The organism is Rhodococcus sp. HNM0563 (assembly GCF_012726195.1).
Taxonomy (GTDB): domain Bacteria; phylum Actinomycetota; class Actinomycetes; order Mycobacteriales; family Mycobacteriaceae; genus Rhodococcus.
Genome location: NZ_JAASAF010000006.1, coordinates 428544 through 450910, shown reverse-complemented (window position 1 = coordinate 450910; position 22367 = coordinate 428544). Strand labels below are relative to the sequence as shown.

23 protein-coding genes are annotated in these 22367 nt (G+C 64.6%); 16 read left to right on the top strand and 7 right to left on the bottom strand.

Annotated features, from left to right (window positions below):
* Window positions 1-39: 39 nt before the first annotated feature.
* Complete coding sequence (locus HCA61_RS16715; RefSeq protein ID WP_169689283.1) at window positions 40-732, top strand: universal stress protein; 693 nt, start codon at window positions 40-42, stop codon at window positions 730-732.
* A gap of 14 nt (window positions 733-746) precedes the next feature.
* Here the strand turns inward: HCA61_RS16715 and betT are convergent, their stop codons facing one another.
* Window positions 747-2960 (bottom strand): choline BCCT transporter BetT, encoded by a 2214-nt coding sequence (gene betT, locus HCA61_RS16710; protein WP_346777579.1) that lies wholly within the window; start codon window positions 2958-2960, stop codon window positions 747-749.
* Between the two features lie 81 nt (window positions 2961-3041).
* Entirely contained in the window at window positions 3042-3566 is a 525-nt protein-coding gene (locus HCA61_RS16705; protein ID WP_169689281.1) for a MarR family transcriptional regulator, read from the bottom strand.
* 47 nt (window positions 3567-3613) lie between these two features.
* Here HCA61_RS16705 and HCA61_RS16700 point away from each other — a divergent pair, with 47 nt between their 5' ends.
* The 3 genes from HCA61_RS16700 to HCA61_RS16690 are packed head-to-tail and all read left to right on the top strand — an operon-like array spanning window position 3614 to window position 6082.
* Window positions 3614-4720: a PLP-dependent aminotransferase family protein gene (locus HCA61_RS16700; protein ID WP_169689280.1), complete on the top strand. Its 1107-nt coding sequence runs from the start codon at window positions 3614-3616 to the stop codon at window positions 4718-4720.
* Between the two features lie 45 nt (window positions 4721-4765).
* On the top strand, window positions 4766-5173 hold the full coding sequence (locus tag HCA61_RS16695; protein WP_169689279.1) for a DUF2628 domain-containing protein: 408 nt from the start codon (window positions 4766-4768) through the stop codon (window positions 5171-5173).
* Window positions 5174-5233: 60 nt separating this feature from the next.
* Entirely contained in the window at window positions 5234-6082 is an 849-nt protein-coding gene (locus tag HCA61_RS16690; protein WP_169689278.1) for an ABC transporter permease, read from the top strand.
* Here the strand turns inward: HCA61_RS16690 and HCA61_RS16685 are convergent.
* From HCA61_RS16685 to rfbB, 3 genes are all read right to left on the bottom strand, one after another.
* Window positions 6070-7575, bottom strand: a complete 1506-nt coding sequence (locus HCA61_RS16685; RefSeq protein ID WP_169689277.1) for a glycosyltransferase family 39 protein — start codon at window positions 7573-7575, stop codon at window positions 6070-6072. The genes HCA61_RS16690 and HCA61_RS16685 overlap by 13 nt on opposite strands.
* A 6-nt stretch (window positions 7576-7581) precedes the next feature.
* Window positions 7582-9486: a glycosyltransferase gene (locus tag HCA61_RS16680; protein WP_169689276.1), complete on the bottom strand. Its 1905-nt coding sequence runs from the start codon at window positions 9484-9486 to the stop codon at window positions 7582-7584.
* Between the two features lie 147 nt (window positions 9487-9633).
* On the bottom strand, window positions 9634-10641 hold the full coding sequence (gene rfbB / locus HCA61_RS16675) for a dTDP-glucose 4,6-dehydratase (protein ID WP_169689275.1): 1008 nt from the start codon (window positions 10639-10641) through the stop codon (window positions 9634-9636).
* A 33-nt stretch (window positions 10642-10674) separates the two neighbouring features.
* Between rfbB and rfbA the strand changes: the two genes are divergently transcribed.
* The 3 genes from rfbA (at window position 10675) to HCA61_RS16660 (ending at window position 13108) form a co-directional block, all read left to right on the top strand.
* The gene (rfbA, locus tag HCA61_RS16670) at window positions 10675-11550 is read left to right on the top strand and encodes a glucose-1-phosphate thymidylyltransferase RfbA (protein WP_169689274.1); all 876 of its coding nucleotides are present in this window, start codon (window positions 10675-10677) and stop codon (window positions 11548-11550) included.
* A 4-nt stretch (window positions 11551-11554) separates the two neighbouring features.
* Window positions 11555-12136, top strand: a complete 582-nt coding sequence (gene rfbC / locus HCA61_RS16665) for a dTDP-4-dehydrorhamnose 3,5-epimerase (RefSeq protein ID WP_169689273.1) — start codon at window positions 11555-11557, stop codon at window positions 12134-12136.
* A gap of 123 nt (window positions 12137-12259) precedes the next feature.
* Entirely contained in the window at window positions 12260-13108 is an 849-nt protein-coding gene (locus tag HCA61_RS16660; RefSeq protein ID WP_240959654.1) for a type IV toxin-antitoxin system AbiEi family antitoxin domain-containing protein, read from the top strand.
* A 49-nt stretch (window positions 13109-13157) separates the two neighbouring features.
* Here the strand turns inward: HCA61_RS16660 and HCA61_RS16655 are convergent, their stop codons facing one another.
* Window positions 13158-13637 (bottom strand): GtrA family protein, encoded by a 480-nt coding sequence (locus HCA61_RS16655; RefSeq protein ID WP_308198789.1) that lies wholly within the window; start codon window positions 13635-13637, stop codon window positions 13158-13160.
* Window positions 13638-13765: 128 nt separating this feature from the next.
* On the opposite strand from HCA61_RS16655, the gene HCA61_RS16650 reads away from it, so the two are divergent.
* The 3 genes from HCA61_RS16650 (at window position 13766) to HCA61_RS16640 (ending at window position 17955) form a co-directional block, all read left to right on the top strand.
* Complete coding sequence (locus tag HCA61_RS16650; protein WP_169689271.1) at window positions 13766-15190, top strand: FAD-binding oxidoreductase; 1425 nt, start codon at window positions 13766-13768, stop codon at window positions 15188-15190.
* Complete coding sequence (locus HCA61_RS16645) at window positions 15190-15951, top strand: decaprenylphospho-beta-D-erythro-pentofuranosid-2-ulose 2-reductase (protein WP_169689270.1); 762 nt, start codon at window positions 15190-15192, stop codon at window positions 15949-15951. Before HCA61_RS16650 ends, HCA61_RS16645 begins: the two co-directional genes overlap by 1 nt.
* Before the next feature lie 123 nt (window positions 15952-16074).
* Complete coding sequence (locus HCA61_RS16640) at window positions 16075-17955, top strand: galactan 5-O-arabinofuranosyltransferase (RefSeq protein WP_169689364.1); 1881 nt, start codon at window positions 16075-16077, stop codon at window positions 17953-17955.
* On the opposite strand, the gene HCA61_RS16635 is transcribed toward HCA61_RS16640, so the two are convergent.
* Window positions 17933-18367: a DoxX family protein gene (locus HCA61_RS16635; RefSeq protein ID WP_169689269.1), complete on the bottom strand. Its 435-nt coding sequence runs from the start codon at window positions 18365-18367 to the stop codon at window positions 17933-17935. The genes HCA61_RS16640 and HCA61_RS16635 overlap by 23 nt on opposite strands.
* Window positions 18368-18492: 125 nt before the next feature.
* Here HCA61_RS16635 and HCA61_RS16630 point away from each other — a divergent pair, with 125 nt between their 5' ends.
* From HCA61_RS16630 to HCA61_RS16605, 6 genes are all read left to right on the top strand, one after another.
* Window positions 18493-18804: an SAV_915 family protein gene (locus HCA61_RS16630; protein ID WP_169689268.1), complete on the top strand. Its 312-nt coding sequence runs from the start codon at window positions 18493-18495 to the stop codon at window positions 18802-18804.
* Window positions 18801-19076 (top strand): hypothetical protein, encoded by a 276-nt coding sequence (locus tag HCA61_RS16625; protein ID WP_169689267.1) that lies wholly within the window; start codon window positions 18801-18803, stop codon window positions 19074-19076. The genes HCA61_RS16630 and HCA61_RS16625 overlap by 4 nt, the downstream gene beginning before the upstream one ends.
* Window positions 19073-20233 (top strand): hypothetical protein, encoded by a 1161-nt coding sequence (locus HCA61_RS16620; protein WP_169689266.1) that lies wholly within the window; start codon window positions 19073-19075, stop codon window positions 20231-20233. Before HCA61_RS16625 ends, HCA61_RS16620 begins: the two co-directional genes overlap by 4 nt.
* A 160-nt stretch (window positions 20234-20393) precedes the next feature.
* Entirely contained in the window at window positions 20394-20900 is a 507-nt protein-coding gene (locus tag HCA61_RS16615; RefSeq protein ID WP_240959651.1) for a hypothetical protein, read from the top strand.
* Window positions 20901-21123: 223 nt separating this feature from the next.
* Window positions 21124-21627 (top strand): hypothetical protein, encoded by a 504-nt coding sequence (locus HCA61_RS16610; RefSeq protein ID WP_240959647.1) that lies wholly within the window; start codon window positions 21124-21126, stop codon window positions 21625-21627.
* Complete coding sequence (locus HCA61_RS16605) at window positions 21624-22358, top strand: hypothetical protein (protein WP_206040168.1); 735 nt, start codon at window positions 21624-21626, stop codon at window positions 22356-22358. Before HCA61_RS16610 ends, HCA61_RS16605 begins: the two co-directional genes overlap by 4 nt.
* The last annotated feature ends 9 nt before the right edge of the window (window positions 22359-22367 follow it).

Here is a 22367-nt window from a genome sequence, read left to right as displayed (position 1 = left end):
GCCGATCTTCGTTCCTTCACATTTCAGGAGGAGGGCGCCGTGAACTGGACGGCACTGTGGGTTTTCATCGGCGTGTGGGTGCTAACCGGGCTCGCCACCGGACTGTGGATGGCCCGCAAGGGGCACGACCCACGATGGACACTCATCGCGGTTATCCTCGGCCCCCTGTTCGTACCCATCGCATTCGAGCGCATCGAACGGAATCCCCGGTCCGTGGCGTCGGAGCCGGTCGCGATGTGGGGTGCCGGTGGCGAGGAGTCCGGCGGTCTGCGCGTGATGGTGGGATTCGACGGATCGAAGGAGGCCGAACAGGCTTTGCGTACCGCGCGGCAACTGTTCGCGCCGGGAGGCGGGGTACTCGAGCTCGTCGCGGTGGTGTCGTACGACGACGCAACCGACATCGACTCCGAAGTGCTCGCCGGGGCGAAGGAACGGCTGGAAGCGGCGGCCTCCGGCTCCGAGGAGGTCCCCGTCGGCTACGCGGTCATCGCCGGCCCGGCAGGGCAGAGCCTGCGATGGTTCGCGACCGAACAGCATGCCGATGTACTGGTGATCGGCAAGCGCGGCCGGGGCATGTCGAACCGGATGCTGGGCAGCGTCGCCGCGTATCTCACCGAGCACTGCCCCGTACCGGTCCTCGTCGTCGATCCGGCAGAGCACGCGTCGACCGACGACAAGCATTCGGCCCCAGTGGCCATGCGCGTTCCTGCAGAAGATGTCGAAGGGTCCTAGAGCCACAGCCGACGTTAGTCGCCGGGTTTGTCGTCATCGATGCGCTCGACGTCGTCGGCAGTGACGGGGATCGACGGAGTTCCCTCGATGGCGGGAACCGTGGGTGGCGTCAACTTCGACGCATAGTCGTGTTCGGCTGAGTAGCTGAGGAAGCCGAGGTGGGCCTCGTAGCGGTCGAGGACGTCGTTGATGACCTGTTGTTTGGTGAGTCCCATCAGGTCGTAGCCCTCCGACCCGGTCTGGGTGAACACCTCGAGCCGGTAGTAGACGTCGATCTGCCTGGACATGCTGCGTCCGCCGAAGGTCGGCACAGGAGCCTCGACGCCGGCCACCTGATAGTGGAAATCTCGATGCTCGTCCATGTTGACGACGAGTGTGTGCGCGTCGATACCGGTGTTCGCGTCGGGAGTGGTGGTCAGGCCGGCCTCGTAACCGAGTTTGCCGAACTCGTCGGCCACTTCCCGTAGGGCCGGCTCGATCACCCGGGTCGAGAACTGGGCCACCACCTTGTTCGAGGGGTACGACCTCAAACTGCCCAATCGTTGTCGCCAGGTCTTCTCCGGTGTCTGCCCGCCGTGCACAGCCATCGTCCTTCGGCGCAGCATGTGGCCTTCGCGCTCGGCACGTTCCATCCGCAGCACCTTCGAGAAGGAGGCCATCACCAGGTACGCGATGATCGTGACCGGCAGCGCGAAGATGAGGGTTGCGTACTCCATGGTCGTCACCCCTCCTGCGACGAGCATGGCGATCGTGAGAACCGCGGTGACCAGGGCCCAGAAGATCCGCAGCCACTTCGCACCATCGACGGCGGGGTCGGGGATCGACGACGAGAAGTTCGACATCACCATGGCGCCGGAGTTGGCGCTGGTGAGATAGAAGAGCAGTCCGGACAGCGTGGCCAGACCGATCAGGAAGGGCGCCCCCGGGAACATCTCCAGCAGGCTGTACCAACCGTGTTCCGGACTGTCGACGGCCAGCTCCGCGAATTCGTCGTTGCCGTCGAGGACTTCGCGCATGGCGCTGTTGCCGAAGATCGACACGATGAAGAAGTCGCAGAGCACGGGTGCGGTGATCGCGGCGATGACGAACTCGCGCAGGGTTCGGCCGCGGGAGATCCTGGCCAGGAAGAGGCCGACGAATGGTCCCCAGGCAAGCCAGAACGCCCAGAAGAACAGGGTCCAACTGGCCATCCACGCGGAACCGTCATTCTCGTATGCGAACGTCTGAAGGGTCCGCTCGGGCAGGGTGAACACGAAGCGGCCGATGTTCTCGACCAAGGCATTGAGCAGGAACGACGTCTTGCCGGTGACGAGGATGTACAGCATCATCGCGCCCGCCGACCACAGGTTGAGCTCGGAGATCAGACGGATGCCCTTGTCCACGCCCGAGGTGCACGCAGCGACAGTCATGAGCACAGCAACCAGCACCAGCGCGATCTGCAGCGCGAGGCCTTCCGGGAGACCGAACATGGTCGAAAACCCGACGTTGAGCAGGACGACACCGATGCCCATCGACGTCGCGACACCGAAGACGGTGCCGACGAGTGCGAAGATGTCGATGACGTCACCCGTCACTCCTCGCACCCGCTTACCCAGCAGGGGGTAGAGCGCAGCGCGGATGGACAACGGCATCCCCCAGCGATAAGCGAAATAGCCCATTGCCATACCGAGTAGCGCGTACATGGACCAGCCGGCGATGCCGTAGTGGAACATCGTCCAGACCACGGCGTCCTGGATCGCCTCCGCAGACTCCGGGCTCGCCGCCGGTGGGGCGATGAACTGGCTGATCGGTCCGGTGACGGAGTAGAAAAGCATGTCGATGCCCACGCCGGCAGCGAAGAGCATCGCCACCCAGGTGAACAGCTTGTACTGGGGACGCGAGTGATCAGGTCCGAGCCTGACGCTGCCCTCCTTCGAAAGCGCAACCCAGAGCACGAAGATGATGACCAGGGTGACCGTGACGACGTAGAACCAGCCCACATTGGTCGCGATCCACGTCACGACCGTGTGCATGGTCTCCTTGGCCTGATCGGGCATCACCATGGCCCAGATGGAGAACGCCAGGACGACGGCAGCCGAGATGACGAAGACGCGCCAATTGACGCGGGGTCCCCGGTGTTCGGCGAGCTCGGTCGGCCCCTTGCTCAACTCGGTGCTGGAGATCGGGGGCAGATCTTCGAGCGCAGGCTCCCTGCGTCGTTCGGGTACTCCGAATTGGCTGCGTTCGATTCTCGGATGCGGCGGTTCTGCGTCGGTCAACCAGTACTCCTTGCATGCAGAGCTTCGTCGACCGCGCGGGTCGATGACTTACTATCCCCCCGAGATCGGTGCGTGCGCAGCAGTTGTCGTGAATGTCGAGAGTGCTCGAGCGTCCTGATCGAGAGGGTCTGCGCGCAGCAACTCCATCACCGCCCGCCACGACGTTTCCGCACCGCTTCCTGCCTGACGGAACACGTCGTCGAGAAGGCGCATCTGCGCAGCGGTCAGCTCGGCTTCGAGGGTGCGTCCGTCGTCGGTGATCGTGAGCCGACGGACACGCCGGTCGTTCACATCGGGTGCGATTGCGATCAGCCCCTGCCCTTCGAGGTCCTTGATGGGCCGGTGCAGTGCCTGCTTGGTGATACCGAGGATGTCGAGGAGTTCGCCTATCGACAGCCCGTCGTCGCGGCGGACGAAGTGCAGGATGCGGTGGTGCGTCCGGCCGAGTCCGCGTTCAGCGAGTAGTCGATCGGGTAGCGCGGTGAAGGCTCGGTAACCGAAGAAGAAATCTTCGATCGCCTCTCTCAACTCCGCCTCACGATTTGGGTCAAACACGTTGACCTTATTCTCACTCATGCCCTAGAGTACGTCAACAACATTGACCTATTTGATGGGAATCGCCCATGCTCTCCCAACGCATCGCTTCGCTTCGCCCATCACCGATCCGCGAAATTCTCTCCGTCATCGACCGGCCGGGCATGGTGTCGTTCGCGGGCGGGCTCCCCGCATCGGAAACCCTTCCGCACCTGGCCCACTCCGACGACCCCGCCCTACTCCAGTACGGACCGAGCGAAGGCGACCCGGAACTGCGGGCCGCCGTGTCCGAGCAACTACGCGCGCTCGGCCTCGACGCACCCACCGAGCGCGTGATGATCCTGTCCGGCAGTCAGCAGGGCATCGACCTCGTCTCGAAGCTGTTCATCGACCCCGGCACGCCCGTGGCGGTCGAATCCCCCACCTACCTCGCGGCACTGCAGGTCTTCCGCCTCTACGGCGCCGACTTCACGAACCTCGGCTGGGACCGCGCACCGACCGCGCCCCTCGCCTACGTCGTGCCTACCTTCGCGAACCCCACCGGAAGGTGCGCGACACGCGACGAGCGTGACAGCCTCGCCCGCGCCTGCCTGGACAGCGGCACAACGCTGTTCGAGGACGACCCGTACCGCGAGCTCACGTACGAACCGTGCGACCGAGTGCCCGTCGCGGCCCGCATGGGCGGCGGATCATGGGTGTATCAGGGTTCGTTCTCCAAGACATTCGCACCTGGGCTTCGCCTCGGTTTCCTCGCAGCGTCCGAGGACCTGTTCCCGCACCTGGTGATGCTCAAGCAGGCCGTCGACCTGCACAGCTCCACCTTGTCGCAGCGACTCGTGCTGAGCGCCGTCACCGACCCGAGCTGGTCGAACCGCCTCGAGGATCTCGCGTCGTTCTACCGAAAGCGCCGCGATGGTTTCGACGAGGCACTGCACCGTCACCTCGGTGGGCTCGCCGAGTGGCAGGCCCCAGCAGGCGGGCTGTTCTTCTGGCTCCGCCTCACTCGGCCGCTCGACACGCGAACTCTGCTCCACACGGCGATCGATCGCGGTGTCGCGTTCATGCCGGGCGAGGAGTTCTTCCCCGATCGTCCGCAGCTCGGCACCATGCGGCTGAACTTCAGCCACGCCGACGCGGACGCCACCGAACGCGGGCTCCGGAGACTCGCGCAGCTACTGAGGGACCATCGTGCATAATGCGTTGAACCGTTCAGGGGGAACGGTCGAACATCCGGGGGGATCATGACGGATATCAGCACGCACGGCACCGAGAAGTACGAGGGCCTGAGCAACACGTGGCGGTACCGGTTCGAGTTCTTCGACAGGAACGGCACACCGGGCGCAATCAAGACTTCACCGGCCTACACCGCCGCATTCCGGCAGTTGTCGTTCGGCAAGCGGATGAAGCTGAACTTCAACTGGCTCGGAGCGGTCTTCGGTGTCTTCTACCTGCTGTATCTGCGCTTGTGGCGGAAAGCCCTGGTGTTGGTGGGACTCGGCATCGCCATCGGGTTCGTCAGCCTGATCCTGGACCTGCCGCCCAGCATCGACCGAATCGTGACCTTCGGATTCGCCTTCTTCATCGCGAGCCGCGTCAACATCTACAACTACGAGCGCCGCGTGCTGGGACGTCACACCTGGGGGCTGTGAACAGACGCCGACCACCACACCGCAATAGGCATGTTTTCGACGCGGGTAGGCTCGGGACCCGTGTCTGATGCCCTCACCGTCGATGACGAGCCGATCGAATCGTCCTCCCGCACATTCAAGCGTGCATTCGAGGACCTCCGCGATGGGTTCGCGCATCGTGAGCTGTGGTTCCACCTCGGATGGCAGGACATCAAACAGCGGTACCGGCGCTCGGTGCTCGGCCCGTTCTGGATCACCATCGCAACGGGCGTCTCCGCGATCGCGATGGGCGTGCTGTACGGCACACTGTTCAACCTCGATGTACCCACGTTCCTGCCGTATGTGGCCCTCGGCTTCATCATCTGGAACCTGATCAGCGGTTCGATCCTCGAGGGCGCCGACGTGTTCATGTCCAATGAGGGCCTGATCAAACAGTTGCCGACGCCACTGAGCGTGCATGTGTATCGCCTGGTGTGGCGACAGATGATCTTGTTCGCGCACAACATCGTGATCTACGTGGGCATTCTCATCGTGTTTCCGCAGCCGCTGCATTGGACCGCCCTCGCGGCGATTCCCGCGCTGGCATTGATCGCCATCAACGCGGTGTGGGTCTCACTGGTGTTCGGCATTCTCTCGACCCGCTACCGCGATATCGCGCCGCTGCTCGGCAGCATCGTCCAGCTGCTTTTCTTCATGACACCGATCATCTGGACGGAGCAGACCCTCGTCGGCACAGGCAACGAAGGCCGGGCGAAGATCGCCGAGATCAATCCCCTCTACCACTTCCTCGACATCGTCCGCACCCCGCTGCTCGGCGGCGACCAGCAGCTCTACCACTGGGTCATCGTCCTCGTGATCACCGTGCTCGGCTGGGGACTGGCCCTGCTCGCGATGCGCAACTACCGCGCTCGCGTCGCCTACTGGGTCTGACCGAGCTGCAGCCTGATCAGCTGCAACCGGTGGACCGCGGCGTGGTCGGTGATCTCGAATCCCGCCGCGGCCAGTTCGTGGAAGGTCTCCGTGTCGGTGAATCGATACGGCTCGAATCGCCACCACACATTGTTGGGATGCCACAGCTTCCAGGGGGTATCGCGCTCACGATCCGCGATCACCCACAGCACCGTGCACCGGGCGGCCGCACGAACGGCCGATTCGGATGGCGCCGCATCACTCGACCACAGTTGAGTTCGCTCGGCCGCGCTGCGCCCGAGCCCGACATCATCGAGACCCACCACCGAATCCGGCCGCGCATCCATGACCGCTCGCGGGGAGGTCGGTGCCCACGAGATGGTCGGCTCGAATGCGACGCAGTCGCCTGCTTCCGACACCTCGATGAGCCGGTCGGCGACCGCGCTGTAATCCATCCCGCCTGCCTTCCCGAACGGCTGACGCTGCGCGATGTAGGCCGGGGACACTGCCACAGCCAGCGCGACGAACACGACGAGCATCGTCCACCACCGAGTCGCGACCCGAGCCAGCGCCCAGCCCACCAGCAGCACCATCGCAGGCACCGTGAACGACAGGTACCGGTCGAGATACAGATTGCGCGAGACCAGCGAACTCACGAGCAGCACCGTCATCGGCACGGCGAATCCAGGGAGCGCCACCGCCAGCAGCATCCGCTCCCCCGGTGTCACGCCGATCCGCATCGCAACGACCGCACCCGCGACGACGGTCACCGCGCACAGTCCCGCCGCCCAGGGAGCTTGCGGGAACCACTGGTCGACCAGGATCGTGCGCACCACAGTGGCGTCGAGCGGCGGGATCCACGACACCTGCTGTATCTGGGTCGACGCCAGCATCATGAACGGCGCCGACAGCGACGCTCCGGCCACCGCTGCGACGGCGAACCTCACACGATCACGCGAGAGCAACAGGACTGTCACCGCGTGCGCGAGGACCACTGTCGCGGAGTAGACGAACAGCACCGTCGAAACCGCAGCCAGCAGAGCGTACGCCACCCACCAACGTGCGTGGCCCGCGGTCAGGGCCTTCACCAGCAGCAGGGTCAACAGCGCTGCCCCTGCGATCGCGAAAGCATAGGAGCGCGCTTCGGTCGCTGCCCACGTCACCCGCGGTGTGATCGCGAACAACACACCCGACGCGACAGCGACTCGTGCCCCGCCGAGCTTGTGTCCGGTCGCGGTGATTGCGGCCGCGCCGACCCCGAGCGCCACCGCACCTGGGATCCGGGCGGTGAACTCACTGATTCCCACCAGCGAGAACCACCAGTGCAGAAGCAGGTTGTGCAGCCCGTGCACAGCATCGCGCTGGGCGTGCAGTTCGAGGAGCGCCCCGAGGGGACGATTCGCCGCCGAGACAGTGGCGGCCTCGTCCCACCAGAACGACGGAACCCACGAAAAAGCCGCACCTACGAACACGGCCGCTCCCCCGACGATCAAGGGAAGCGGCCATGCCCTCACGTGCTACTACTCGCCGATGCCGTAGAGGCGCGCCCAATTCTCACGGCTGGTCAGCTTGGGCATGGCGTCGTGCCACGTCTTCTTCATCTGCGGCGCTTCCTTGCGGAGCTGCCAGCACACCTTCGCGGCATGCTTCGCGAGTGCGACGGCGATGTCCTTGTCGCGGCGGCGCACCCGCACCGCATTCTGCGACGCGTCGGTGACCACGGCGGTGTCGAACAACGACACGTGCCACCAGTTCGCGAAGTGCGCAGGCACTGTGACCTGACGGCGGTCGACCTTACCCCGGAACTGCTGCACCGCACGCTTCACGAGGACGAGCCCCTCACGCTTCTTGTCGGGCTCGAAGTCCCACACCTTCATCTGGGTATGTGGATCCGACTCCTTGCCCACCTGCGACGCGGGCAGCGGCTTCGTCTCGGGATAGCGGTCGCGAAGTTCGCGCAGCTCCTTCAGCACAGACTGCCCTCCGTCGTAGAGGAAGTCGGGCCCCGCGAGGAAGTCCTCGGCGGCTTTGATGAAGGTCGCGGCCAAGCCGTACTGCATCGACACGATCAGCTCGCTGATCTTGCGGAACAGATACTTCGAGATGTCGTTGCCGTCGAACCGGCCGTACAGCGCCGATACGACGAGACCGTTGCGGATGCTGAAGTACCGCGCCCAGTCGTCGTAGTCCTTGAGGTGGAAATCGGCGTGCCACACACCCGCGTTGGGCAGCGTGACGGTGGGATGCCCGGCGAAGCGGGCTCGGATCCCGTACTCGATGTCGTCCCACTGGAAGAACAGCGGAATCGGCAGGCCACACTCGGCGATGATCTCGGCGGGCAGCAGGCACGTCCACCAGCCGTTCCAGCCTGCGTCGAAGCGGGGATCCTGCTTCTTCTTGATGAGATCGATGCCCATCTTCGCACCGGGGGTGAGCTCACCCGCAGTGATCTCGTCGAGCACCTCACGCTCGGCACTGACATGCAGGATCTGCGGGTTGCTCAGCGACAGCATCTGGGCGCCGACGATCGTGGGCTGCACCGTCATGTTCGCGAACGCGTTGAGTCGCAGCACGGATTCCGGCTCGCACAGGATGTCGTCGTCCATGACGATCACGTTGGCGTGCGCCGAGTTCGGCGAGCCGGTGATCTCGTACATGCCGCGGGAGAATCCGCCCGCGCCACCGAGGTTCGGCTGCGTGAGGTAGATCAGCTTCTTGCCGAGCTTCTCTTCGACCTCCGCGAACGAGGGACGCGAACGCACCTGGTCGGTGCCCTGGTCGACGATGCACACCGCGTCGATGTCGGCCATCGCATCGTCGTCGGAGGCGAGGGTGCCGACCGTGACGGTGCAGTCGTCGGCGCGGTTGAACGTACAGATGACGACGGCGGCCGGTCGCAGGTGCTCGGGAGCGGCGACGGTCCAGCGCGCGTCGGAAATGAGCAGCGAGCCGTTGCTGGACTCCACGGAGAACCACATCGCGCCGCCGTCGACGAATCGCTCGATGGGAAGCTCGAGATCGAGGTCGCCCGAACCCGAGACCTTCGAGGTGGTGACGATGCGCTCACGGCCACGGGCGTCGGACGCCCACACGGTGAACGCCGCGCTACCCGACGAGGCGTAGGTGAGCTGCAGGTTCACCGTCTTCACGTCGGTCCAGCGCTGCCAGAAGGTCGCGGCGAACCGGCCGAAGTAGGTGTTGGTGTGGGCGGTCGCGCCCTCGGCGAGCTGGAGCCCGTGCCGGTCGGCGGCCGCGTCGCCCTTGGTGACCACGTACATCTTCTCGGGTACGCGCGGCGAGAGCGACCCGAACAGTCCGCGTTGAACGATCAGCCGATCACGACGTGCGGGCTCGATGAGGGCCTCCTCCAGCGCGTCGACGTTGCTGCCGTCAGTTGTCGTGTCGCCGGCAGGTGCCTGCTCCATCGAGTAACTCCCCGATCTCCTCGATCCTGTTGGTCCGGATGCGACATTATCAGCGGGAACGCCGCCGTTCGCCGATCACGTGAGAGTTGCGACCGATTGGTGAGGATCGCGGGAAATGCACTTTTTGCGTCCTGACGGGCACCGCCCTCACTCTTCGAGTGGGCGTTCCGTTCGGCGGTAGGCGGCCTCGGTCGCGTTCTTGTGCGGACGCCACCACGCCTCGTTCGCGCGGTACCACTCGATGGTCGCGTGCAGGCCGGATCGGAAATCCCTGTACACAGGCGCCCACCCGAGTTCGGTCTTCAGCCGGGTCGCGTCGATCGCGTAACGCAGGTCGTGGCCGGGGCGGTCGGGAACGAAATCGAACCCGGCCGGGTCATTCCCGCACAGTTCGAGGACGGTCTCGACGACGGTACGATTGTCCGTTTCACCGTCTGCGCCTATGAGATAGGTCTCACCGATGACGCCCTTGTCGATGATCGTCCACACCGCACGGTTGTGGTCGTCGACGTGGATCCAGTCGCGCACATTCGTGCCGGTGCCGTACAGCTTGGGCCGCACCCCGGTGAGCACGTTGGTGATCTGACGGGGAATGAACTTCTCCACATGCTGGTACGGCCCGTAATTGTTCGAGCAGTTCGACAGGGTCGCGCGAATACCGAACGAACGCACCCACGCGCGGACGAGCAGGTCGGAGCCTGCTTTCGTCGACGAGTACGGACTGGACGGGTTGTAGGGCGTGTCCTCGGTGAACTTCGCCGGATCATCGAGCGCGAGATCGCCGTACACCTCATCGGTGGAGATGTGGTGATAGCGCACGTCGTGCTTGCGGACGGCCTCGAGCAGGGCGAACGTGCCCACCAGGTTGGTCTGCACGAACGGTGACGGGTCGTGCAGGGAGTTGTCGTTGTGGGATTCGGCGGCGAAGTGCACCACAAGGTCGGTGTCGGCGACGAGCCGGTCGACCAGACCGGTGTCGGCGACGTCGCCGTGGACGAAGGTGATCGACTCTTTCACCGGTGCGAGGGACTCGAGGTTGCCCGCGTAGGTGAGCTTGTCGAGGACGATGATCTCGACGTCGGGTCGTTCGGCCACGGTCTGGTGGACGAAGTTCGCGCCGATGAAACCGGCGCCGCCGGTGACGAGCAGCTTCATTACGCCAACCCTACCCATGGGACACTGACCGGCATGCGCGGAATCATCCTTGCCGGCGGGACCGGTTCGCGACTGCACCCCATCACGCTGGGTATCAGCAAGCAGCTCACTCCCGTCTACGACAAGCCGATGATCTACTACCCGCTCTCGACCTTGATGCTCGCGGGAATCCGCGACATCCTTCTGATCACCACTCCGCATGACGCCGGCCAATTCCGGCATCTGCTCGGAGACGGGTCGCAGTTCGGCATCGACATCACGTATGCGGTCCAGGACGAGCCCGACGGACTGGCACAAGCGTTCGTTCTGGGTGCCGATCACATCGGCGCGGAGACCGTGTCTCTGGTATTGGGCGACAACATCTTCTACGGGCCGCGGCTCGGCACACAGCTCAAACGGTTCGACGATCTCGACGGCGGCGCCGTCTTCGCGTACCGGGTCTCGGACCCGTCGGCCTACGGGGTGATCGAGTTCGATTCCGATGGTCGCGCATTGTCGCTGGAGGAGAAACCGGCCGACCCCAAATCGCACTACGCGGTACCGGGACTGTATTTCTACGACAACGACGTCGTCGAGATCGCGCGGTCGCTGAAACCTTCCGCGCGAGGCGAATACGAAATCACCGACATCAACCGCGCATATCTCGAGACCGGCAGACTTCAGGTCGAGGTGCTGCCCCGCGGCACCGCGTGGCTCGATACCGGCACCTTCGATTCGCTGCTCGACGCGTCGAACTTCGTGCGCACCATCGAACAGCGTCAGGGCTTGAAGATCGGAGTGCCCGAGGAGGTTGCGTGGCGACGCGGATTCATCACCGACGACGAATTGGCAGCCTTGGCACACCCTCTGGTGAAATCGGGCTACGGCACCTACCTGCTGGACCTGGTCGCACGAGGAAAGGACTCCTGAGGAAATGCAGTACCGAGAACTGAAGATCGCGGGCGCATGGGAGATCACCCCGAAGCAGTTCGGCGACGACCGCGGGGTGTTCCTCGAATGGTTCAAGCAGTCCAGCTTCATCGAAGCGACCGGTCGGGAACTCGATCTCGCGCAGGCCAATTGCTCGGTGTCGGCCGCGGGAGTGCTGCGCGGAATCCACTACGCGGATGTGCCGCCGGGACAAGCGAAATACGTGACGTGTGCGTCGGGGTCGGTGCTCGACGTCGTCGTCGACCTGCGGGTGGGATCGCCGACGTTCGGGCAGTGGGATTCGGTGTTGCTCGACACCGTCGATCGTCGTGCGATCTTCCTGTCCGAGGGGCTGGGGCACGGGTTCCTGGCGTTGGAGGACAACTCGACGGTGATGTACCTGTGCTCGACGGGCTACGACCCCGAACGCGAGCACGAGGTTCATCCGCTGGATCCGGAGATCGGGATCGAGTGGCCGACGGTCGGGCGCGGCGGAAGCCGGCTCGTGTACGAGCTGTCGGCCAAGGACCGGGCAGCACCCTCACTCACAGAAGCGCGCGGGGCAGGTCGCCTGCCCCACGCCTAATCGACTTTGGTGGATTCTTGTCCGTATTCCGGGCAATATCTCACCAACGTTGCGTACCAGCGGAACCGCTTCGAGCGATGCTGCGTCGAACGAAATATGAGCCGTAAAGCGATCCACGCGATCATGTCTCGCCAAGACGGGATCATCACACGCGCGCAAGCCCTCGAATGCGGTATGAGCTCGTCGACTGTGACCCGGCAGGTCCGGTCCGGCGAGTGGTCCACCCTCGCACCCGGCATATACCTGCGCGCCGACCGCGAACACACCGAAAGCGTGAGCCTTCGCGCGGCGGTGTACTGCGCAGGGCGGGATGCTGTTGCTTGGGGTCCGAGTGCCGCGTGGTGGCACGGACTTCTCGATCGTCCACCCGGCCACCACTACGTCACGGTGACTCATCGTCGAGCGCTTCCGCAAAGACATGAAGTTCGCCTTCGGCGCCGTGACCTGCACTGGAAAGACACAGTTGTAGTCCGCAGCCTGCCCGTCACTGCCCTACCGCTGACCGTTCTCGAGGCTGCAGTCGAGTTACCGAACGGATCCGTGCTCATGGACCGTGCGCTGCAGCGCCACACGTCGCTCGAGGTCCTCCAGCGGGTGCATCTCAGAAACTCGGGACGGCACGGGGCACGTGCTGCAGCACGGCTACTGTGGTCCGCCGGCGATGGCGGACATTCGGAAGCCGAACGGATCCTGCATCGTCTTCTACGGACTGCCGGCCTGATCGGGTGGCGTGCCCACGCGAGGAGCTGCGGTTACGAAATCGACGTGGTGTTCGACGCCGAGCGCGTTGCCATCGAGATCGACGGCTGGGCCTGGCACCGCGACGCGCAGCGGCACCGGCGCGACGCGGAACGACAGAATGTCCTGGTCAACGCCGGCTGGCACGTCCTGCGATTCACGTGGCACACGCTGACCCAGGATCCCGAAGGTGTACTTCGCCAGATTCGGACGGCGATGTCACGACACCGGTGAATCCTTGGTGAGAAATGGTTCGCTGAGCGGACAAGAAGCCACCAAATCTTCAGCGGATCCGGAAGATGACGAGCCTCTGCACGACGAAGTTGATGACCGTCGCCACACCTTGGGCGACCACGAAGGCGAACGGGGTGACCCACCAATCGTCACCGAGCGACTCGTTGAGCACCCGGTTGATCCCGACCTGGGCGGCGAACGTCACCGCATACAAGATCACAACAGCGGCGAACCGCAACCGGCTCGGCGGCGCCTGGAAGGTCCAGCGCCGGTTGATGAGGTACGCGGTGGTGGTACCCGCGATGAAGGACAGCGCCTTCGCAATATCACGGGTGACGCCGAGCGCCATGAGCAGCACATACAGGCCGTAGTCGACGATGGCCGACAGCCCTCCGGTAACCACGAACCGCACCAGCTGCGTCTTCAGGTCGAGCGCTTCGTCTGCGGTCGAGTCGGTCAGCGGCAGCTCGGGAGCGAGCGGAACATGGTGTTCCGGCAGCGGCTGGACGTGGTCGTGGGGTTCGGGCACGGAGTCGAGGGTAGCGTCCGCCGCGCCACAATCCGCACCGCCACTACATGGAGATTCTCACCGAAACGCAACCAGTGACCTACGGCATCTTGCCGGGTAGTGAGCTGACGCGGGTAGCCTCTACCTCGATGTCTACGACAGCTGAAGAGCAGGCGAGCGAGCCTCTCCCCACCCAGACACGCACCCTGACCGGATGGGGGCGCACCGCGCCGACCACCGCCGAGGTGCTCTCCACACCCGACGTCGAGCTGATCGCCAAGGCCGTGGCGCAGGTCGCGGAGCAGAACGAGTCGAAGCCGACGCACCTGCGCCGCGGTGTCATCGCGCGCGGTCTCGGTCGCTCCTACGGCGATCCCGCGCAGAACGCGGGTGGGCTCGTCATCGACATGACGGCCCTGAACAAGATCCACAGTGTCGACCGCGAGTCCTGCAAGGTCGTGGTGGACGGCGGTGTGACGCTCGACCAGCTGATGCGTGCGGCGCTGCCGTTCGGCCTGTGGGTGCCGGTCCTGCCCGGCACCCGCCAGGTGACGATCGGCGGTGCCATCGGCTCCGACATCCACGGCAAGAACCACCACAGCGCGGGCAGCTTCGGCAACCACGTGCGCTCCCTCGACCTGCTCACCGCAGACGGTCAGGTCCGCACCTGCGGCCCGACGGGACGCAACTCCAAGCTGTTCTGGGCCACGGTCGGCGGTATGGGTCTGACGGGCATCATCCTGCGCGCGACCATCGAGATGACACCCACCGAGACGGCGTACTTCATCGCCGACAGCATGCGCACCGAATCCCTCGACGAGACGATCGCCGTGCACAGCGACGGCTCCGAGGACAAGTACGACTACTCGAGCACCTGGTTCGACGCGATCTCGGCGCCCCCGAAGCTGGGCCGCGGAGCTGTGTCACGGGGCTCACTAGCAACACTCGATCAGCTGCCGAAGAAACTGCAGAAGAATCCGCTGGCCTTCGACGCGCCGACGCTGATCACCCTTCCCGACGTGTTCCCGAACGGCCTGGCGAACAAGTTCGACTTCTCGATCGTCGGCGAGCTGTACTACCGCAAGACGAAGAACGCAACGGGCCAGATCCAGAACCTGACCGCGTTCTATCACCCGCTCGATCTGTTCGGCGAGTGGAACCGCGCTTACGGATCCAAGGGTTTCCTCCAGTACCAGTTCGTGGTCCCCACCGAAGCCGTCGAAGAGTTCAAGAAGATCATCATCGACATCCAGAAGTCGGGGCACTACTCGTTCCTCAACGTCTTCAAGCTGTTCGGTGAGGGCAACAAGGCGCCGCTGAGTTTCCCCATGAAGGGCTGGAACATCTGCGTCGACTTCCCGATCAAGGCGGGCCTGAACGAGTTCGTGCGCGAACTCGACAAGCGCGTCCTCGAGTTCGGTGGTCGCCTCTACACGGCAAAGGATTCGCGGACCGACGCGGAAACCTTCCACTCGATGTACCCGAGGATCGACGAGTGGCTCAAGGTGCGCCGCACGGTCGACCCCACCAACGTCTTCGCCTCCGATATGTCCAGAAGGTTGGAACTGCACTGATGATCAATGCCGTCGGCAATCCCCAGACCCTGCTGCTTCTCGGTGGCACCTCCGAGATCGGCCTGGCCATCGTCGAGGAGTACCTGCGTAAGGCACCCGCCCGCGTCATCCTCGCGACACTGCCGGGCGACCCGCTGCGCGACGCATCCGTCGCCCAGATGAATGCTGCGGGTGCGACGAAGGTCGACGTCATCGACTTCGACGCGCTCAACACCGAATCCCACCCGAAAGTCATCGACGAGGCATGGGCAGGTGGCGACGTCGACATCGCCGTCGTCGCCTTCGGTCTCGACGGTGACTCCGAGGAACTGTGGCAGAACCAGGCCAAGGCCGTCCGCGTCGCGAATGTGAACTACACGGCGTCGGTGTCCGTCGGTGTACTCATCGGCGAGAAGATGAAGGCGCAGGGCTTCGGCCGGATCATCGCGATGTCGTCGGTGGCCGGTGAGCGCGTCAAGCGTGCCAACTTCATGTACGGCTCGTCGAAGGCGGGCCTCGACGGCTTCTACCTGGGTCTCGGCGAGGCGCTGCGCCCGTTCGGTCCCCGCGTCACCGTGGTGCGCCCCGGCCAGGTTCGCACCAAGTTCAGCGCGCATGTCGACGAAGCGCCGCTGACCGTGAACAAGGAAGATGTAGCTGCGCTCGCGGTATCCGCATCCGACAAGGGCAAGGAAATCGTGTGGGCGCCGGGTCCCTTCCGGTTCGTGATGATCGTGCTGCGGCACATTCCGCGCGCCGTCTTCCGCAAGCTACCGATCTGACCGGCCCCGGCTTCACCGCCTGAGCCCACAGCTTCACTAGGCTCGGGTCCCGTGACAGTCGCCGAGAGTCCCACCGTCATCCCCGTCGCTCCGTTTCGGAAGATCGCGACGACCGCCGGTCGCATGGTTGCGGCCGTGGTCGTCGCGATCGTCGTTTCTGCAGTGGGACTGTTCGCGTTCGCACGAGTGCAATGGCCGGCGTTCAACTCGTCGAACGTCACACAGGCCGTCACGACTGTCATGCAGTTCGTCGCTCTGGCTGCGCTCGGGTGCTCGATCTACCTGCTGCGTCGCCGCAAGTGGGTGACGGGTGCGCGCGTGCTGTCGTGGGCGGCGCTGTCCGGCCTCGTCACCGCGACCCTCGGGATGCCCCTGGCAGCGACGAAGCTGTATCTGCACGGAATCTCCGTCGATCAGGAGTTCCGCACGCAGTTCCTCACGCGACTGACCGACAGCGCAGCCCTGCGCGACATGAACTACGCCGACATGCCGCCGTTCTATCCGGCCGGGTGGTTCTGGGTCGGCGGCCGTGTCGCGAACCTGCTGGGGATGGATGGATGGGAGGCATTCAAGCCCTATGCCATCGCCTCATTGGCGGTCGCGGCGGTCGTGGCGCTGGCGCTGTGGTCGGAACTCGTCCGGTCGGATCTCGCGGTGCTCGTGGCGACCGCATCGACGGTGATCGTGCTGGCGTACGGGTCGCCGGAGCCGTACGGCGCGGTGATCGCGCTGCTGATCGCACCGGCTCTGGTGCTGGCCTGGGGCGCCCTCAACCCCGTGCGCGCTTCTGGTAGCGATGACTACCAGAAACGCGCACGGCAGGGGTGGGGCGCGGTGGTGGGTACCGGCCTGTTCCTCGGGGTCGCGGCGACGTTCTACACGCTGTACCTGGGTCTGGCCGCGTTCGCGGTGACGGTGATGGCGGTGGTCGCGGCAGTACTCGCCAAGCGGGCCGACGGTTCGTGGCGCAGCACGATGCCGGTGCTCGTGCGATTCGTCTCCATCGCGGTGATCGCGGGGCTCGTCGCGCTGATCGTGTGGGCGCCGTTCCTGCTCGACGTGCTCGGGGGCGGTTCGACCGCCGGCTCGGGTTCCGCGACCCACTACCTACCCGACACGGGCGCGAGCCTGCCCCTGCCGATGTTCCACATGTCGCTGATCGGGTTGTTGTGCCTGCTCGGCAGTGTGTGGCTGATCGGGCGGGCGACGTCATCGCGGCGTGCTCAGGCGCTCGGGCTCGGCGTCATCTCTGTGTACCTGTGGTTCCTGGGGTCGATGGCGTTCACTGCGCTGGGCAATACGCTGCTCGCGTTCCGGCTCGAAGTGATCCTGCTGGTGCTGCTCGGTACGGCGGGTGCATTCGCGTTCGTCGAATTCTCGCGATGGATCAGCCTCGCCTCGAGCGACAACCCGAATGTGCGGCGTGTGCTCGTCGCGGTGGGCGCACTCGGTGCGCTGGCGTTCACCCAGAACATTCCGCAAGTTCTCGGGAACGAGATCACCGTCGCCTACACCGACACCGACGGCAACGGTGAACGCGCCGACCAGCGGCCACCGGGCGCCGCATCGTATTACTCGGAGATCGACGAGACACTGCGTTCGCAGCTCGGTGGTGAGCGCGACGACCACGTGATCCTCACCGCCGACACCGCGTTCCTCGCGTACTACCCGTACTTCGGTTTCCAAGCGCTGACGTCGCACTACGCGAATCCCCTCGCAGACTTCGCGGGTCGTGCAGCGGCGATCGAAGAATGGTCGGAACTCGGATCGTCCGAAGAACTTCTCTCCGCGTGGGATTCGCTGCAGTGGCGTGCCCCCGACGCCATCGTCTTCCGACAGGGCACCGAGGGTTACACACTTCGGTTGGCCGAGGACGTCTATCCGAACGACCCGAATGTCCGCCGATACACGGTCACCTTCCCCGAGACCTTGTTCGACGATCCACGTTTCACAATCACCGAGGTGGGGCCGTTCGCTGTGGTTACCCGCGCCGAAGGGGCATGATGCTTCGAACTCCGTTGTCGCGCAGCCACAATCCACCCCACACGAAGATTCCGGTGTAGATCGGCGCCAGTGTGGTGCTGACGATCGGCTGCTCGGTGAGCAGATTGGTCGCGACCGCGCCGCCGAGATATCCGGTGAGCAGTACGGCGCCGAGGATCGCAGTCGTCGGCACGACGTAGAGCACGAGGCAGATCAGCAGCACGACCCCGAACACCCTGTTCAGGCTCGGATCGAAGCCGAGGTCGGCCATGGCCTCCTGCACCTGCGAGGTGTTCATGATGTGAATGACGGAGTCGAAGAGCAGAAACAGGACGACGAGGCCGCTGACGATCAGGCCGGCGATGTGCGCGCCCCGACCGGGTGATTCGGCGCGGGCGTGAGTATCACGGTCGGTGGCGGAATGGGTGGTCATGATGATCTCCTGGATTCGATGCGCTGATGTCACCGATACCGACCCGGCTCCGCACGGAAACTCATCGCCGCTGCGGTAAGGTCGCAACCGGTCGTACGGGGGTGCGACAGGATCGGGGGGATTCGATGAGCGACATTCTGTACGTGCCGACTCGACGACGCGACGAGTCGGGGCAGGTTCGGCTGGAGATGCGCACTCTTCCGGACGGTCGGCTGGCGCTACCTGCCTACACGTCACTGCAGGAATTGGTGCGCTGCTGCGGACCGCGGCAGCCGTGGATGGGTGTCGACAGCGCCGGACTGCAGGAAATCCACCGCACCACCGGATACGACGTGGTCTTGCTCGACGCCGCACAGCCACCACCTGCGGCCGAGGACGAATACCGTCGGTCTGGAGGCTGGCTGCAGGACCCGCTCGGACGGACGCGAACCCGGTGAGCATCGAAATCGGAGATCTCAACGCCGTCGCGCGCCGTCTGGCAACCGGAGCGATCGGGATCAACGACCTCGGATCCGACGCAGCCGAAATACCCGACGCCGGTCCGTCCACCGTGCTGCTCGTAGACACTCTCGGATCGATCGCATCCGCGTTGGACGTGGCAGTCCGGTCGCTGGCCAACGCAGCCGACGTCACCCAGGACAGTCTGCGCGCCTACCAGGAAACCGATGATCACAACGCGCAGGGGATCGCGAAGGCCGGTGAACAATGAGCCTCGACACCCATGTCTTCGGCGACCCCGCCTCGTGCTACGCGTGCGCGGATTCGCTCGCCACTCTCGCAACCGGTGTAACGGATCAGCTGAAGTCGGCACGCGACGGCCGCGCAGAGTCCGAGTACGAGTTCAGGAGCACGGCAGGCGACGAGTTCCGGTCGACGCTCGACGGCATCATCGCCGGAACCACCGAGGCCGCAGACCAGATCGACGTGGTTGCCGCCGCCCTGCGTGTATTCGCCGATGAGCTCGTCACCGCCCGAGCGCGAATGTCGCAAGCCGAGGCGACAGCTTCGGAAGCCGGCATTCCCGTGGAGTTCGGCACCGGGATCGGCGAGCCGATCGAGATCGATCCGAACTCGTACGATGTTGCACCCCAGGTTCTTCGAGCAAAGCAGGTTGCGGCTTACGAGAATGCGGCGGGGCTCGTCGCGGAGGGTCGCGGGATCGAGGTCGCAGCGCACAGCAGGTTCGCGGAGGCACTGCGCGGGCCGACGACGATCCTGAAGGACGCAGAGGCCCAGTGGGGCTGGATGGCGGCGTTCGCAGCCACCGGATATGTGGCGACGGCTTTTTCCGAACTGGCGAAATGGCGTCCGATCGCCGACAGCCGAAGCGCGAACCTGGCCCGATTACACGAACTCGCCGCGGAAGCGGCCCGGCTGGGGGATCCATACCCAGAAGCCACCGCAGCGAGAGCTGTTCGAGCCTTCCAAGGTGGAGCCGACGACGCAGCGCGATTCGCTGCGGAGAACTCCCGGCTGCTCGCAGGGCTCGGTGAAACCAAGTTCGTAGAACTGCTCGGGAAGAACGTCGGCGACTTCATGCCTGACGGATCGGCGCTCTCCAAAGTCGGATCCAAGATACCTGTGGCCGGTCTCGTTTTGACCATCGGCCAAACCGGGTACGACGTGTACAACGCCGAGACCACCGGCGACGCAGTGAAGGCCGTTGCAAAGGACGTCGGCGGGTTCGTCGCGGGCACCATCGCCACCGAATTGATCCTCGCCAGTGCTGCCGGCGGCCCAGTCACGCTGCTCGCTGTCGGCGCCGGTGTTGGTGTCGCGTTCGGCGTCGGCGAAGTGATCGAACACTGGGATGACATCTCCGGTGCTGCCGGCTCAGCGACGCGCTGGGTCGGAAACCTGTTCTGAGGAAACGATGCACGCACACGACCTACCGCCAACTCCTGACCCGTCCACAGGCAACCCTCGACCGCCCCGCGCACCACGTATCCATCGGGGGTCCGAACACACCCCGACCGACCGGCGGCCCCAGCACCGCCCAGCACCGCCACCCGACAACTTCGGACCGATGCTCGAATGGAACCAACCCACGCTTCGCGAGCAGTGTTTCGCTGCAGCGATAATGGCAGGCCTTTCCATCGCCCTTATGTCGGTACAGGCCGGATTCGAATGGGTCCGCTGGTGGTGGTTTTGGGCGATCACGCTCGCCGGCGCCTGGGTCATGTTCCGCGCCACAAGAAACCACTGGACCGCCGCCGGTGCCACCTGGGTGCAATGGCGCACCAGCTGGGTCGACACCTACCACCTCACCCGCATCCGCTTCTCCGCCGACGGCACCAACCGCGTCCTACGGCTGAAAGACGCACACGGCAACGAGATCCACTCGTTCAAGATCAGCCAGATCCAGGGCAACCCCGACCTCTGGGACCTCGTCTACAACGGCATCCTCCACTCCGTCGCATCCGGCAACTGCGACATCGACGCCAAAACCCGCCGCATCCTGCAAATCCCCTACGAACTCGGACCACGCCCGGTCAACGACAAACGCAGTAGGGGACGACGCCGCGGATGGTGAGCCCACAGATGGACGCGAGTGCCGCTGTCGCCAGCGCACCCGATGCCAGTGCTCTTTTCTGAGGATGACAATGTCGGAAACAACCCTGCCTCCCATCCCCGACCCCATAACTGGAGAACCCCGACCTCCGCGCGCACCACGCATCCACCGGGGAACAGAACAAACACCCGTGGGCCGTCTCCCTCGGAACTGCCCCACTCCACCACCCGACCCCTTCGGGCCGATGCTCGAATGGAGCCAGCCCACGTTGCGCGAGCAGTGCTCTGCCGCAGCGGCAATGGCAGGCATTCTCATCGGTGTCGTCTCGATACAGTACGGATTCGAATGGGTGCGGTGGTGGTGGTACTGGGCGATTGTGGTGACCTTCGCGTGGGTGATGTTCCGTGCCTACGGAAACTCTTGGGCCGCTGCCGGTGCCAGCTGGGTGCAATGGCGCAGTAGCTGGGTCGACACCTACCGACTCACCCGCATTCGCTTCTCCGCCGACGGCTATGCCCGCGTCTTACAGCTGAAAGACGCACATGGCAACGAAATCCACTCCTTCAAGATCCACGATCTCCAGGGCAACCCCGACCTCTGGGACCTCGTCTACAACGGCATCCTCCACTCCATCGCATCCGGCAACTGCGACATCGACGCCAAAACCCGCCACATCCTGCACATCCCCTACGAACTCGGACCACGCCCGGTCAACGACAAACACACCCGAGGAAGACGTCGCGGATGACCAGTCCCGACCTACCACCGATGCCCGACCCGATCACCGGCGAACCCCGGCCACCCCGCGCACCAAGAATTCTCGGCGGGCAACCGAACACCCCGAGCGATCAGTTGCCGCACAGGATCCCCGCCCCACCTCCGATCGAGTTCGGCCCGACACTCGAGGTTGCGCAACCGCGCTTCCGTGATCGGTTCGGCACCAATATCACGATCTCCGCCCTATTCGCCTTGTACGGGACGGTGATCTGGGGAGGATTCGAGTGGGTGCACCATTGGTTCAACTGGGTACTTCTCGTCCTCTTCTCCTTGTTGGTGCACCGAGGGAATGATCGCTGGACCGCTGCCGGAGCGACCTGGCTGCAGAAGCACACAAGTTCGGTCGACACCTACCAACTCACCCAAGTACATCTCCGCGTATCCAGGGCCGACAGGCAGTTGTTCTTCCGAGATGCACACGGCCGCAAGATTGACCATATGCGAATCGCGCAGATTCAGGCGAACCCCGCACTGTGGGACCTCGTCTACAACGGCATCCTTCATTCGGTGGCATCGGGCAACTGCGACATCGACTCCGACACCCGGAAACATCTGAGAATCCCGTTCGAGATCGGGCCACGACCCAAGCGGTTCGAACCGCGCAAGGGACGCACTACTCCCGACCCGCTGCGCCGAACCACCGGTCGCCCCGTCGATCTCATACGTCGCTTGGGCCGTCACCGCGCCCCGGATTCCGAGTGATGTGGTCAG

Coding starts and splice junctions, on each gene's coding strand:
- HCA61_RS16705 (WP_169689281.1), bottom strand. CDS start 3,566: ATGAGTGAGAATAAGGTCAACGTGTTTGACCCAAATCGTGAGGCGGAG.
- HCA61_RS16700 (WP_169689280.1), top strand. CDS start 3,614: ATGCTCTCCCAACGCATCGCTTCGCTTCGCCCATCACCGATCCGCGAA.
- HCA61_RS16695 (WP_169689279.1), top strand. CDS start 4,766: ATGACGGATATCAGCACGCACGGCACCGAGAAGTACGAGGGCCTGAGC.
- HCA61_RS16680 (WP_169689276.1), bottom strand. CDS start 9,486: ATGGAGCAGGCACCTGCCGGCGACACGACAACTGACGGCAGCAACGTC.
- rfbB (WP_169689275.1), bottom strand. CDS start 10,641: ATGAAGCTGCTCGTCACCGGCGGCGCCGGTTTCATCGGCGCGAACTTC.
- rfbA (WP_169689274.1), top strand. CDS start 10,675: ATGCGCGGAATCATCCTTGCCGGCGGGACCGGTTCGCGACTGCACCCC.
- rfbC (WP_169689273.1), top strand. CDS start 11,555: ATGCAGTACCGAGAACTGAAGATCGCGGGCGCATGGGAGATCACCCCG.
- HCA61_RS16660 (WP_240959654.1), top strand. CDS start 12,260: ATGTCTCGCCAAGACGGGATCATCACACGCGCGCAAGCCCTCGAATGC.
- HCA61_RS16650 (WP_169689271.1), top strand. CDS start 13,766: ATGTCTACGACAGCTGAAGAGCAGGCGAGCGAGCCTCTCCCCACCCAG.
- HCA61_RS16645 (WP_169689270.1), top strand. CDS start 15,190: ATGATCAATGCCGTCGGCAATCCCCAGACCCTGCTGCTTCTCGGTGGC.
- HCA61_RS16640 (WP_169689364.1), top strand. CDS start 16,075: ATGGTTGCGGCCGTGGTCGTCGCGATCGTCGTTTCTGCAGTGGGACTG.
- HCA61_RS16635 (WP_169689269.1), bottom strand. CDS start 18,367: ATGACCACCCATTCCGCCACCGACCGTGATACTCACGCCCGCGCCGAA.
- HCA61_RS16630 (WP_169689268.1), top strand. CDS start 18,493: ATGAGCGACATTCTGTACGTGCCGACTCGACGACGCGACGAGTCGGGG.
- HCA61_RS16620 (WP_169689266.1), top strand. CDS start 19,073: ATGAGCCTCGACACCCATGTCTTCGGCGACCCCGCCTCGTGCTACGCG.
- HCA61_RS16615 (WP_240959651.1), top strand. CDS start 20,394: ATGCTCGAATGGAACCAACCCACGCTTCGCGAGCAGTGTTTCGCTGCA.
- HCA61_RS16610 (WP_240959647.1), top strand. CDS start 21,124: ATGCTCGAATGGAGCCAGCCCACGTTGCGCGAGCAGTGCTCTGCCGCA.
- HCA61_RS16605 (WP_206040168.1), top strand. CDS start 21,624: ATGACCAGTCCCGACCTACCACCGATGCCCGACCCGATCACCGGCGAA.